At 68.7% G+C, this 12,274-nt stretch carries 11 protein-coding genes and 2 pseudogenes; 2 read left to right on the top strand and 11 right to left on the bottom strand.

The features are described 5' to 3' along the window. Positions 1–54: 54 nt before the first annotated feature. From pyrH to NA3_RS38430, 5 genes and pseudogenes are all read right to left on the bottom strand, one after another. The gene (gene pyrH, locus NA3_RS05625; RefSeq protein ID WP_030513088.1) at positions 55–789 is read right to left on the bottom strand and encodes a UMP kinase; all 735 of its coding nucleotides are present in this window, start codon (positions 787–789) and stop codon (positions 55–57) included. A 356-nt stretch (positions 790–1,145) separates the two neighbouring features. After that, on the bottom strand, positions 1,146–1,970 hold the full coding sequence (gene tsf / locus NA3_RS05630) for a translation elongation factor Ts (RefSeq protein ID WP_062962491.1): 825 nt from the start codon (positions 1,968–1,970) through the stop codon (positions 1,146–1,148). 123 nt (positions 1,971–2,093) lie between these two features. Then, positions 2,094–2,960: a 30S ribosomal protein S2 gene (rpsB, locus tag NA3_RS05635; RefSeq protein WP_062962492.1), complete on the bottom strand. Its 867-nt coding sequence runs from the start codon at positions 2,958–2,960 to the stop codon at positions 2,094–2,096. A 267-nt stretch (positions 2,961–3,227) separates the two neighbouring features. After that, the gene (locus tag NA3_RS05640) at positions 3,228–3,593 is read right to left on the bottom strand and encodes a DUF202 domain-containing protein (protein ID WP_062962493.1); all 366 of its coding nucleotides are present in this window, start codon (positions 3,591–3,593) and stop codon (positions 3,228–3,230) included. Then, a pseudogene (locus NA3_RS38430) lies at positions 3,590–3,928 on the bottom strand (YidH family protein); the annotation flags it as partial. The pseudogene NA3_RS38430 and the gene NA3_RS05640, both read right to left, overlap by 4 nt. A 524-nt stretch (positions 3,929–4,452) precedes the next feature. On the opposite strand from NA3_RS38430, the pseudogene NA3_RS35755 reads away from it, so the two are divergent. Then, positions 4,453–4,938: pseudogene (locus NA3_RS35755) on the top strand (M23 family metallopeptidase); the annotation flags it as partial. 54 nt (positions 4,939–4,992) lie between these two features. Here NA3_RS35755 and NA3_RS05655 read toward each other — a convergent pair. Continuing rightward, a complete protein-coding gene (locus NA3_RS05655) occupies positions 4,993–5,763 on the bottom strand; it encodes a siderophore-interacting protein (RefSeq protein WP_062962495.1) in 771 nt (256 codons plus the stop codon). A 149-nt stretch (positions 5,764–5,912) separates the two neighbouring features. Between NA3_RS05655 and NA3_RS05660 the strand changes: the two genes are divergently transcribed. Then, a complete protein-coding gene (locus NA3_RS05660) occupies positions 5,913–6,425 on the top strand; it encodes a DUF1990 domain-containing protein (RefSeq protein ID WP_062962496.1) in 513 nt (170 codons plus the stop codon). A gap of 463 nt (positions 6,426–6,888) precedes the next feature. On the opposite strand, the gene NA3_RS05665 is transcribed toward NA3_RS05660, so the two are convergent. The 5 genes from NA3_RS05665 to NA3_RS05685 form a co-directional block, all read right to left on the bottom strand. Beyond that, entirely contained in the window at positions 6,889–7,812 is a 924-nt protein-coding gene (locus tag NA3_RS05665) for a tyrosine recombinase XerC (RefSeq protein WP_062962497.1), read from the bottom strand. A 549-nt stretch (positions 7,813–8,361) separates the two neighbouring features. Then, a complete protein-coding gene (gene dprA / locus NA3_RS05670) occupies positions 8,362–9,471 on the bottom strand; it encodes a DNA-processing protein DprA (RefSeq protein WP_062962887.1) in 1,110 nt (369 codons plus the stop codon). Between the two features lie 430 nt (positions 9,472–9,901). Further along, on the bottom strand, positions 9,902–11,410 hold the full coding sequence (locus NA3_RS05675) for a YifB family Mg chelatase-like AAA ATPase (protein WP_062962498.1): 1,509 nt from the start codon (positions 11,408–11,410) through the stop codon (positions 9,902–9,904). Further along, positions 11,410–11,766 carry a YraN family protein gene (locus NA3_RS05680; protein ID WP_062962499.1) on the bottom strand — a complete coding sequence of 119 codons (357 nt, stop codon included), beginning with the start codon at positions 11,764–11,766 and terminating at the stop codon, positions 11,410–11,412. The genes NA3_RS05675 and NA3_RS05680 overlap by 1 nt, the downstream gene beginning before the upstream one ends. 146 nt (positions 11,767–11,912) lie before the next feature. Further along, positions 11,913–12,218 (bottom strand): DUF2469 domain-containing protein, encoded by a 306-nt coding sequence (locus NA3_RS05685; RefSeq protein WP_011210678.1) that lies wholly within the window; start codon positions 12,216–12,218, stop codon positions 11,913–11,915. Positions 12,219–12,274 lie beyond the last annotated feature (56 nt).

The following is a 12,274-nucleotide window of genomic DNA, read 5'->3' on the forward strand; positions in this document are numbered from 1 at the left end:
CTCCACAGCATCGTTTCGGGGCCCGGAATTCGCGAGGACCGATCCCCGCAGGGTTCAGGACCGAACCAGTGTGCCGATTTTCTCACCGGCCACCGCGCGGGCGATATTGCCCTTGATCAACAAATTGAACACCAGCATCGGCATCTGGTTGTCCATACACAAACTGAACGCGGTGGCATCGGCCACCTTGAGTCCGCGCTCGAGGACTTCCTTGTGGGTGATCTCGGAGAACATGATCGCCTCCGCCTCAACCTTGGGGTCGGCGGTGAAGACGCCGTCGACGGCCTTGGCCATCAGCACCACCTCGGCGCCGATCTCGAGGGCGCGCTGCGCCGCGGTGGTGTCGGTGGAGAAGTACGGCATGCCCATACCGGCCCCGAAGATCACCACGCGGCCCTTCTCCAGATGCCGCTTCGCCCGCAGCGGCAGATACGGCTCCGCGACCTGTCCCATCGTGATGGCCGTCTGCACCCGGGTGTCGACTCCCTGCTTCTGCAGAAAGTCTTGCAGCGCAAGGCTGTTCATCACGGTGCCGAGCATACCCATGTAATCGGAGCGGGCCCGCTCCATGCCGCGCTCCTCGAGTTCGGCGCCGCGGAAGAAGTTGCCGCCACCGATGACCACCGCCACCTGCACGCCGGTCGAGACGACCTCGGCGATCTGCTCGGCTACGGTCTGGACTACATCCGGGTCGAGCCCGACCTCGCCGCCGCCGAACATCTCCCCACCCAATTTGAGGAGTACTCGGCGATAGCCCTTGCGGTCGGGCGCCGTATCCGGGTCCGTCATCGGTCTCCTAGTCCTCGGCAGTCGAGCGAGCGCACGCACGGGAAATCACCCTCCCGGGCGCGATTGTTCGCGCGGGACGGTAACACGCTGTGTCCATCCTGCACCACGCGAGGTCGCGCCGGTGAGCCGACCCTCGGATACGCGGCAATTCCCGATGCTGGTGCGAAACGTTGTTGCTTCAAATAAGGTGCGGGGGCACGCCGATCATCAGCCTGCTGCCGGCGATCCCGTATCCGGCGAACCGGGCCGTCACGGGCAGCAGCGGATACGTCGACCCCGGCGGCTGCGGCGGCTGATCGATGCCGAAAGGCCCCCGGCGCAACGGAATTCGTCGCACCGGGGGCCTTTGCGGCGTATCAGGCCTGACCGACCTCGAAACGGGCGAAGCGGGTCACGGTGACACCGGCCTCGTCCAGCAGCTGCTTGACCGTCTTCTTGCTGTCGGTCACCGAGGACTGCTCCAGCAGGACGACGTCCTTGTAGAAGCCGTTCACCCGGCCCTCGACGATCTTCGGCAGCGCGGCCTCCGGCTTGCCCTCTTCCTTGGCGGTCGCCTCGGCGATCTCGCGCTCCTTGGCGACGACCTCGGCCGGGACGTCCTCGCGGGTCAGGTACTTGGCCTTCAGCGCGGCGATCTGCATCGCGGCGGCGCGAGCGACCTCGGCGGCGGCCTCGCCCTCACCCTGGTACTCGACCAGCACACCGACGGCCGGCGGCAGGTCCGAGGACCGCTTGTGCAGGTAGGTCGCGACCGGTCCGTCGAAGGACACGACGCGGCGCAGCTCCAGCTTCTCGCCGATCTTGGCGGCCAGCTCCTGCACCACCTGGTCGGCGGTCTTGCCGTTGACGTCGACGGCCTTGAGCGCCTCCAGATCGGCCGGGCGCACCTTGGCGGCGGCGTCGACGATGTCGCCGGCGGTGTTCTGGAACTCGTCGTTCTTGGCGACGAAGTCCGTCTCGGAGTTGAGCTCGATCATCACGCCGTTCTGCGCGGCGACCAGGCCCTCGGCGGTGGCGCGCTCGGCGCGCTTGCCGACATCCTTGGCGCCCTTGATCCGCAGTACCTCGACGGCCTTGTCGAAGTCGCCGTCGGTCTCCTCCAGGGCCTTCTTGCAGTCCATCATTCCGGAGCCGGTGAGCTCGCGGAGCCGCTTCACATCCTGGGCGGTGTAGTTCGCCATCGTGGCGAGCCTCCTCGAAGATTTACGAAAGTTGTCAGGTCTCTTAGCACCACCATGCCGACCGCTTCCGAACAGGAAGGGCCGGCAGGGTGAACAGACAATCGCGGTGGGAACCGCGCCGGATCAGAAGTCGGCCGGGGTCTTGGTGGCCGGCTCTTCCTTCAGCTCCGCCTCGGCGGCGGTCTCCGTAGCAGCCTCGCCGCCCTCGGCGGCCGGGGTCGCCTGCGCCAGGAGTTCCTGCTCCCACTCGGCGAGCGGCTCGCCGGCGCCGGCTTCGGGCTTCACATCGCCCGAGGCGCGGGAGGCACGAGCCTGCACGCCCTCGGCGACCGCGGAAGCGACAACCTTGGTGAGCAGCGCGGCCGAGCGGATCGCGTCGTCGTTACCCGGGATCGGGTAGTCGACCAGGTCGGGGTCGCAGTTGGTGTCCAGGATAGCGATGACCGGGATGTTCAGCTTGCGAGCCTCACCGACGGCGATGTGCTCCTTGTTGGTGTCGACGACCCAGATGGCCGAGGGCACCTTGGCCATATCGCGGATACCGCCGAGGGTGCGCTCCAGCTTGTTCTTCTCGCGGGTCAGCATCAAGATTTCCTTCTTGGTGCGGCCCTCGAAACCACCGGTCTGCTCCATCGCCTCGAGTTCCTTCAGGCGCTGCAGCCGCTTGTGCACGGTGGAGAAGTTGGTGAGCATGCCACCCAGCCAGCGCTGGTTGACGTAGGGCATCCCGACGCGAGTCGCCTCGGCCGCGATCGACTCCTGGGCCTGCTTCTTGGTGCCGACGAAGAGAACGGTGCCACCGTGGGCGACGGTCTCCTTGACGAACTCGTAGGCCTTGTCGATGTAGGTCAGCGTCTGCTGCAGGTCGATGATGTAGATGCCGTTGCGGTCGGTGAAGATGAACCGCTTCATCTTCGGGTTCCACCGCCGGGTCTGGTGACCGAAGTGTGCGCCGCTGTCGAGCAGCTGCTTCATGGTTACGACAGCCATAGCCGCGTACCCGCCTTTCCTATGCCGGTTGACGCAGAAACCGAAGGCCGGTCTCTGCCCTGGCGTCCGTGGCCGCCGGACCTTCCGGAAAAATTCGGGAGGACCAGCCGACGGCACCGTGATCGGACGCGCGAAGTCGATCCGCGTACAGCGAACCGCGTGGCCAGTCTACGACCAGCGCAGGTGAGAACATAAACGAGGTGGTCAGCGCCCGGTTTCCCGGCGGGCTCAGCGGACGCCGGGCAACCCGCCGATCCCCAGATCAGCTCACAGATGCCAGCCGGGCGTCGACTCCAGCAACGCCACCACGAGCGCCGCCAGCGCCACCACGCAGATCGCCGCACTCGTCGTCGACATCGCGATCCGCCCGTCGCTCCACCTCCCCCAGGCATGGGTATGCAGGGTCCGGCTGCGCGCCACGGAGACGGTGGCGATCACGGCCAGCGCACCGATGGCCACGAGCGCGAGCACGATGGCGGCACGATCACCGCTGGTGAAGGCCACGTGCAGGAACAGCAGCGCATTGGCCATGGCCGCCACGGCTGTCCGCCACCAGGACAACGCCGTCCGCTCCGCCTGCAAACCCCGGTCGGCCGGGACTGCGGGCGGGCGATTCGGCGGGATCGCGGTCATGACAGCAGCAATCCGATTCCGGCCAGCATGGCGATGACGGCGATTCCGATCGCCAGAATCGGCACCATCACCGTGTGCGGGAGCGGACGGCCCTCCCGCATCGCCGCCCCGACCAGCCGCCAGCGGCCGAAGGCACCCAGAGCGATCACGGCCGCCAGCACGATGCAGCTGATCGCCAGCGCCGATCGGATGTCGTGATGACCGAACGGCTGCACCAGCTCGTGCACCGCGACCCCGCCCGCGAGCAGGCCGAGGGCGGTGCGGATCCAGGCGAGGAAGGTGCGTTCACCGGCGAGGGTGAATCGGTAGTCGAGTTCGGGGCCCTCGGCAGGGGACGGCGACTGGGCCGCAGAGGCGAGCGGCGACTGAGCCGAAGTGGCGGGCGACGACTCAGCTGCGGGGGCAGGCGACGACTCGGCCGCGGGCGTGGGCGACGACTCGGTCGCAGGCGTGGGCGACGACTCGGTCGCGCCGATCGGCGACGACTCGACATTGCGCCCGGCGGACGAACCCGCACCGCCGCCGCTCGGGTCCGGCGGAGCGGATTCGGCGGGCCCCGGCGTTTCGGCACTCATGAACCGGACCGGCCACGGGCTCGGGACGGACGAGAGGTGTGGGCCGAATCGCGAACGGCCACTTGCCTTTCCACCGGTCGCATCGTCCCGGCGAACGATGCGGCCGTGATCGAGTCGGCGACGTCACGACACACGATCATCGACCTGCCCTTCCTCGGGGCGAGCCCAGCGGACCCGGTACACAGCGTCCTGCCGGAACGCGCCCTGTTCACATGCCTCGGAGTTGTCCACACACGCCGAAACCGATCTTTCCATGTCCCTCGGTTCCGGCGAGGGTGGGACGCATGCGCTGGATGTCGGCACTTCTCCTGGGGACGGCGGTGGCGGCCGTGACCTGCGGCGCCACCACGGCAGAGGCCGCGCCCGCGACCGGATTCGGCTGGCCGCTGCAGCCGCGCCCGGCCGTCGTGCGTGGTTTCGACAAACCGCCCCACGATTGGCTACCGGGCCATCGCGGAGTCGATCTCGCGGGCGCCGCCGGACAGGCGGTAATCGCCGCCGGCGCCGGAATCGTGGTGTTCGCGGGGGAGGTGGGCGGCAAACCGGTCGTCTCGGTCGACCATCCGGGCGGACTGCGCACGACCTACGAGCCGGTGCGAGCGGAGGTGCCGGTCGGTCGCCGAGTCGAGCGCGGGTCGGCGCTGGGGACGCTGCAACCCGGCCATGCGGGTTGTCCCGGCGTCTGTCTGCACTGGGGTCTGCGGCGCGGCCGTGAGTATCTCAACCCGCTCGGCCTGGTGCGCCACGCTCCCGTGCGCCTGAAGCCGGTGCGGCCGCCCGCTCCGCCGGCGCCGCACGGAGGTCCCGTGGCGGCTCCCGCCGATCTAGCGGACCGCCTCGGCGGCAGTGGATTCCTGTTCGGGCAGTTCACGCTTCCACTGCCGGAAGCCCTCCTCGGTGCGCCCGCGCCGCCAGTATCCGGAGATGGAGGCCCACTCGGCCGGCACCCCGCGCTCGGTGCGGACATAACGCCGCAGATCGTGCATCACCTTGTCGGCCTCGCCGTGGATGAAGACGTGCACGCGGCCTTCGCGCCAGGGCTCGGCACGGACCGCGGCGGCCAGCGCTTCGCCGGGGGCACGGTCACCGCGATACACCCACTCGAGTCCTACCGCTGCGGGGCGCGGGAAATCGAGTTCGTCGGCAGGACCGGCGATTTCGACGAATACTCGGCCGACGGCATCGGACGGGAGGGCGGCACACGCCGTGGCGATGGCGGGCAGGGCCGCCTCGTCACCGGCGAGCAGATGCCAATCCGCCTCCGGCTTGGGGGAATACGCGCCGCCCGGCCCGAAGAGTTCGATGCGGTCGCCGGGTCGAGCCGTGGCCGCCCACGGCCCGGCCACCCCCTCGTCACCGTGGTAGACGAAATCGATGGCGATCTCCTCGGCCTCGGTGTCGATCGAGCTCACGGTGTAGGTGCGCGTGGTTTCGCCATCGGGGCCGGGGAACAGCAGTTTGACGTAGGCGTCGGTGAATCCGTTGGGCTGGAATCCGGCGAACCCCGGGCCGCCCAAATACACCCGGATCAGATGGTCGGTCAAGCGTCGCGTGCGCCTGACCTCGAAGGACAGTTTGGTGCGAGTTCGAGCCACAGTGCGTTACCTCCGATATTAGGGTTACCTAAGTAAGGTTAGCACGACTTATCTCCGATAGCTCGAAGTATATCGGCGACATCTTCGAGCTGTCCGCTGTCGCGCCTATGCCCTGTTGCGTCCCTCGCTCTGCGGGCGAGGATGGAGCTATGGCGAATTCCCCGGCCACCGAGCCGTTCACCTATCCAGAAGTCGGAGCGACCGCCGGCGAATTCCCGCTCGGCTATCACCACTTCCGGCTGCGCCGCCGCATCGGTAGCGGACGGGCGCTGTTCGAATCCGCCGGCGATCAGATCCTCGCCTACCGCATGCAGCGCGGCACCGGCATTTTCCAGCAGGCCGATACCCCGGTCGCCGAACCGGGAACGGCGCTGACGGTGCGACTGGGCATCGCCGGCATCGGCATCACGGCACCCTGCCGGGTGATCTATGTGGTCGACGAACCAACCCGCCGCGGCTTCGCCTACGGAACCCTGCCGGGCCACCCGGAAATCGGCGAGGAACTCTTCGCGGTGGAATACGACCCCGCCGACGAGACGGTCTACGGCGTGGTGGCCGCCTTCTCCCGTCCCGCAACCTGGTACGCGAAACTCGGCGGCCCCGTCGTCCGCGCGATCCAGCATTTCATCGCCGGCCGCTACATCGACGCCATCCGCCCCTAGGCGATGACATGATCGGCCTGTAGGCGGCGACGCGAAAATCTCCGCCTTGGTCCACCTTCTGCTCGAGGCTTCGCATGCGAGCGCTGGTGTTCAGGACCCAGCCGGTCGAATGCCTTTCAGGGTCCGGGTCGTTCTCGGCACCGGGCAGGGCGAACCGTCCCAGACCGTCTCGTTCCATAGGCCGGCCCAGTGCGGCCACGCATCGTCTCGGGTGCGAGTCGACGGACTCCCGAACTCCGGGTGCACGATCTTGCGCGCGACACGCACCTCGGACCGGTATCCCGGTCCGCCGAGCACGGGTCATAGCGTGCCCGACGCCGGAGGGCACCCCGGCATCACGCCGGCTCCGCGAGGCAGGCCGCGTGACGACTGGTCGAACTGCTGTGCACAGCAACCTGTTTGGAGCCAAGCAGCTCAACGGCACCATCGTCGCAGTGCTGCGGAGCAACCGTCGCACCGCTGCTCAGGCGCGGGGATGGGCCTGGTCGTGGACGCGTTTCAGGCGTTCGATCGAGACGTGGGTGTAGAGCTGGGTGGTCGCCATACTGGCGTGACCGAGCAGCTCCTGGACCACGCGCAGGTCGGCTCCGCCTTCCAGTAGATGAGTGGCGGCGGTGTGGCGCAGACCGTGTGGGCCCAGGTCCGGTGCTCCCGGCACCGCCGAAACGACGTCGTGGACAACGGTTCTGGCCTGGCGCTGGTTCAGCCGGCGGCCGCGCCGGCCGAGCAGCAGCGCCCGCCCGGATTCGGCGGTGGCCAGGTGTGGGCGCCCGTAGTTCAGCCAATTCTCCAAAGCCCGGTCGGCGGGCAGGCCGAACGGTACCGAGCGTTCCTTGTTGCCCTTGCCCAATACCCGCACCAGCCTCCGGCCGCGGTCGACGTCGTCGATGTCGAGTCCGCACAGTTCGCTGACTCGGATACCGGTGGCGTACAACATCTCCACGACGAGCCGATCGCGCAGGGCCATCGGGTCACGCTGGGCCGCACCGGATTCCGCGGCGTTCATCGCCGCGTCGGCCTGGTCCTTGCCCAGCACGGCGGGCAGGACCCGATGCGCACGGGCCGAGCCCAGTCGTGGGCCGGGATCCGTCGCGAGGCGGCCGGTATGCGTCAGCCAGGCGGTGAACGTGCGCACCGCCGAAGCCCGCCGCGCCATGGTGGTCCGGGCGGCGCCCCCGGCCGATTGTTCGGCCAGCCACGATCGCAACAGCGGCAGATCGATCTCTCCCACCGCGGCATCGGGGCAGCGGGCACACAGATGTTCCAGCAGGGACCGTGCATCCCCGAGATAGGCCCGCACCGTATGCGCCGACCGGTTTCGTCCCAGCAGCAGATGTCGCTCGTACTGCTCGAGCAGATCCGCGAGATCGCCCGGTAATCCGTCCATTTCTCCACCGTCACCGGCTGCCGCCCCGCGCGCAAGCCACCGCGCCGACAGCAGCCCGCAGAACCGGCACCCCCTCCTCGGTCGGCTTCCGGTGGCGTCGGTCGGCCGCCCCGGTATCTCTCGACCGGGAGACCCGCTCACCACCGACCAACAGGCCCACCACCGCCGACCGCGCCGACTCGCCACGCTGCAGCAGACTCTTGGGCGTCGGCTGGGACATACGCTCACGCCCACCACACGTGGCACAAGCCAGGAGCGAGTGGATTCCGATTTTTATGCGTGCTCCCCGCAGGCACCACCGCTCACCGGCCGCGTCGAGGCGTCGGTGACGAAGGTGAACGGCGCCCCGGGATGCGCGTCGCCCCCCTCCTGCGGGAAGTGTTGGGTGACAACGACGCCTGGTGCCGGCGTACGCCGGGCCGGTGCTGCCGGCGTACGCCATCGACCGGCTACACCGCCACGGTGAGCCTGTCGGTCGGTCATTTCGCCGCGAGGCCGCAGGTCGCCGGTCACGTCGACAGTTAGGCGCACTCTGACCGCACTCGCCTGTCACGCCCCCTTTCGCACGGTGCGGAACCAGCCCGAACTGTCCGACCCGACCAGCCCGGCGACCTCGAGGGCGACCAGTGCCGCGCGCACCGCGTGGATGGCGAGGCCGCTCTCGTCGGCGATCTGTTTCGGCAGTCGGGAACCGGCGACGGGCAGTTCCGCGAAGACGGCCGCCTGGTCCCCGGCGAGATCGGCACCGGCTTCGCTGCCCGCGGGCAGCGACAGTCGCAACGGCCCGACCTCGTCGTGGATTTCGTCGACCCGGGTGACGAGGATGGCTTCCCGGTCGCGGATCATGCGGTGGCAGCCGACCGATGCCGCAGCGGTGATCGGCCCCGGCACCGCGAGCGCCGGACGGCCCAGGCGGCGAGCCCATTTCGCGGTATTGCGCGCCCCGCTGCGCACACCCGCCTCGACCACCAGCACCCCGTCGGACAGCGCCGCGATCAAACGGTTCCGAGCGAGAAACCGGTGTTTGAGGGCGGCGGCGCCGGGCGGGTATTCGCTCACCACCAGACCGGTTTCGGCGATCTCGGCCAAGAGGCGTTCGTGCTGAGCGGGATAGGGGCGGTCGACGCCGCATGCCAGCACGGCGATGGTGGGACCACCGACGGCCAGCGCCGCGCGATGCGCCATCCCGTCGATGCCGAAGGCCGCGCCCGACACGATCGTCCAGCCGTGCGCGGCCAATTCCCCCGCGAGTTCGGCGGTGACCTGTTCGCCGTATCCCGAGGAGCAGCGAGCTCCCACCACGGCCAGAGCCTGTTCGGTGTACTGCTGCAAGGACAACGGGCCGCGCGCCCACAACACCAGCGGCACTGCGGCGTCGGCATCGCGGGCCGGGTCGAGCTGGGTCAGGCCCAGCAGGCGCCACTGCGGCCACTCCGGGTCGTCCGGAGTGATCACCCGCCCGCCGATGCGCGCCATCAGCTCGAGATCGCGCTCGGCGCGGTCGACGTCGCGGCGCCGTTCGGTCGGACCGCGCAGCGATTCGGGCAGATCGCATTCCCGCACCGCGCGCGCCGCCTCCACCACGCCGACTCGCGCGATGAGCGCCGACAACGCCGGACACGGTCCCTCCACCACGCGCGACAGATAGACCCACGCCAGCCGCTGTTCGTCCGCGTCGACGGTGACCAACGACGCGACACCACCGCCCGAAACGGCCTCCACGCCAATCGAATCACCGTCCGCGCCGTAACGGGTCACCGCCACACCCCCGCCTCGCCGCCGAGGCCGCCCGCATGTCGGTGCTGTCGCCGAACTCGACAGGCCGGCATCGGGTTCGTGCCGAATCCCGCCCTGCGAAACACGTTCTGCCTGTCCGCTCGTTCTCGAGTTCGACCGCGTTCGGCGGCCCCCGTTCCCGCACAGGCCATCGACCTACCGATCATCAATTCCCTCCCTCACTGCGCACATTCGGTCATCGGTACCCACGCCCACGCCCACGCCCACGCCCACGCCCACGCCCACGCCCACGCCCACGCCCACGCCCACGCCCACGCCCAGACGATGAGCGCCGACGGGCGCGCTCGACAACTCAGGACACGCCGCGTTGCCGAAAGTTCAACGCCTGCAGCACGTCCTGCGCCGACGGCGCATCTCCCCCGCGCAAATCGCAGACTGTCCACGCGACCCGGATCGCCCGATCCGCACCGCGGGCGGACATCCGGCCCTGACGCAGCGCACTCTCCACCGGCGCCAGCGCGTCGGCCGCCAGCCGGAAGCGCTGGCGCAGCACATGTCCCGGCACCTCGGCATTGACGGTCCACCCGTATTCGGACCAGCGCCGCGCCGCGACCTGCCGCGCCAGCTCGACCCGTTCTCGCACGACCACACTGGATTCGGCGTCGGAGGGAGTGAACGTTCCGGCGGCGTGCGCATGCATCTGAACCCAGATATCGATGCGATCCATCAGCGGTCCGGACAGTTTGCCCAGATACCTGCGGCGAGCCAGCGGTGCACAGATGCAGTCGACGTCGCGGGCCGGAGCGCACGGACAGGGATTGGCCGCCAGGATGAGCTGGAAGCGGGCCGGATATCGCGCCACGCCGTCGCGGCGGGCAATGCGAACCTCACCCTCCTCCAACGGCGTTCGCAACGCCTCCAGCACCTTGGTTCCGATTTCGGCACATTCGTCGAGAAAGAGGACACCGCGATGGGCCCGGCTGACGGCGCCCGGCCGCGCGGATCCGGAGCCACCGCCGACCATCGCCGAGACCGAGGTCGAATGGTGCGGTGCCACGAACGGTGCCGTCGTGATGAGCGGATGATCGTCCGACAGCGTCCCGGCCACCGAATGGATGGCGGTGACCTCCAGCGACTCCGATTCCGTCAAAGGCGGCAGCAGACCCGGAAGCCGTTGCGCCAACATGGTTTTGCCGATGCCCGGCGGCCCCGTCAGCAACAGATGGTGGCCCCCCGCCGCGGCCACCTCCAACGCCCACCGCGCCTCGTCCTGACCGACTACCTCGTTGAGGTCGCCGATACTTCGCCGCGGGGCGGTATAGCTACCGTCCGGCGCCGACAATTCGCCGTCGCCACGCAACCAGTCGATCAGCGCGCGCAGTGTCGGCGCCCCGAGCACGGTGATCCCGTCCACCAGCCCAGCCTCCCCGAGCACCGACTCCGGCACCACGACGGTCTTGCGGCCCGCGGTTCGCGCCGCCAGCACGGCGGGAAGGATGCCCCGCACCCGCCGCACCCGGCCGTCGAGGGCCAGCTCGCCGAGCAGGACCGTACCGGCGAGCTTCGATCCGGGCACCGAATCACCGGCGTGCAGCACGGCGGCGGCCAATGCCAGGTCGTACACGCTGCCGACCTTCGGCAGCGTCGCGGGTGACAGGGCGAGAATGACGCGGCCGTCGGGCCATTTCTCCCCGGAGTTCGCGACCGCGGCCCGTACCCGGTCCCTCGATTCCTGCAAGGTGGTGTCCGGGCGCCCGACCAGATGAACCGAGGGCAACCCCTGCCCGATATCGGCCTCGATCTCGACGAGTTGCCCGTCCACCCCGGTCACGGCCACCGAATGAGCGCGTCCGAGGGCCATCAGAACGCCGCCCGGACGTGCTCGATCCGCGGGTCCCGGCCCGGGAGCAGCAGGACCGACACCACATCGAAGCGGACCTGCCGCCACGGTCCGCTCTGTTCGGCCAGCCACAGCAGCGCGAGCCGGCGAATGCGCTGTTGTTTGGCGAAGGTCACCGACTCGGCCGGTGTGCCGAATCCCAGCCCGGACCGTGTCTTGACCTCGACGAAGGCCGTGGTGTCGGCTTCCCGGACGATGAGGTCCAGTTCGCCGTAGCGACACCGCCAATTTCGTTCGACGATCCGCATCCCGGCCCCCTGCAGGAACTGCGCGGCCAGTTCTTCTCCGTGGGCGCCGAGCGCCAGATTGTGTGCCACCCGCTCAGCATGCCGTCGGCGACACTACGCTCTGCGGGCCTCACCTGCGGAAACAGAAACTCTGTGGATGAACCCCGGGCTGTGGATCAACGGCCGGGCCGACGAACGATCTCCCCAGGTCGGCCCCGGTTCTCGCCTACTGCTCTCTATTCGGGAAGGCGCAGGTCCGGCTTCTCCAACTCCTCGATGTTCACGTCCTTGAACGTGATGACGCGGACGTGTTTGACGAAGCGGGCGGGCCGATACATATCCCAGACCCACGCATCCGACATCCGCACCTCGAAATACACTTCACCGTCGGCGTTCTGCGGGCGCAACTCGACAGAATTGGCCAGATAGAAGCGGCGTTCGGTCTCGACGACGTACGAGAATTGACCGACGATGTCCTTGTACTCGCGATACAGCGAGAGTTCCATCTCGGTTTCGTACTTCTCGAGGTCCTCGGCGCTCATGCCTCGCTCCGCTCGCTCATCGGGTGGAATATCCTCCTCTATCGCCACGAACGCGT

This window comes from Nocardia africana NBRC 100379, assembly GCF_001612635.1.
In the GTDB taxonomy this organism is placed as follows: Bacteria; Actinomycetota; Actinomycetes; order Mycobacteriales; family Mycobacteriaceae; genus Nocardia; species Nocardia africana.

Bases quoted from the DNA above. Each gene is read 5' to 3' on its own strand.
- NA3_RS05660 (WP_062962496.1), top strand. From the start codon at position 5,913: ATGGCGAATTCCCCGGCCACCGAGCCGTTCACCTATCCAGAAGTCGGA.
- NA3_RS05685 (WP_011210678.1), bottom strand. From the start codon at position 12,218: ATGAGCGCCGAGGACCTCGAGAAGTACGAAACCGAGATGGAACTCTCG.
- NA3_RS05665 (WP_062962497.1), bottom strand. From the start codon at position 7,812: ATGGACGGATTACCGGGCGATCTCGCGGATCTGCTCGAGCAGTACGAG.
- rpsB (WP_062962492.1), bottom strand. From the start codon at position 2,960: ATGGCTGTCGTAACCATGAAGCAGCTGCTCGACAGCGGCGCACACTTC.
- tsf (WP_062962491.1), bottom strand. From the start codon at position 1,970: ATGGCGAACTACACCGCCCAGGATGTGAAGCGGCTCCGCGAGCTCACC.
- pyrH (WP_030513088.1), bottom strand. From the start codon at position 789: ATGACGGACCCGGATACGGCGCCCGACCGCAAGGGCTATCGCCGAGTA.
- NA3_RS05675 (WP_062962498.1), bottom strand. From the start codon at position 11,410: ATGGCCCTCGGACGCGCTCATTCGGTGGCCGTGACCGGGGTGGACGGG.
- NA3_RS05640 (WP_062962493.1), bottom strand. From the start codon at position 3,593: ATGACCGCGATCCCGCCGAATCGCCCGCCCGCAGTCCCGGCCGACCGG.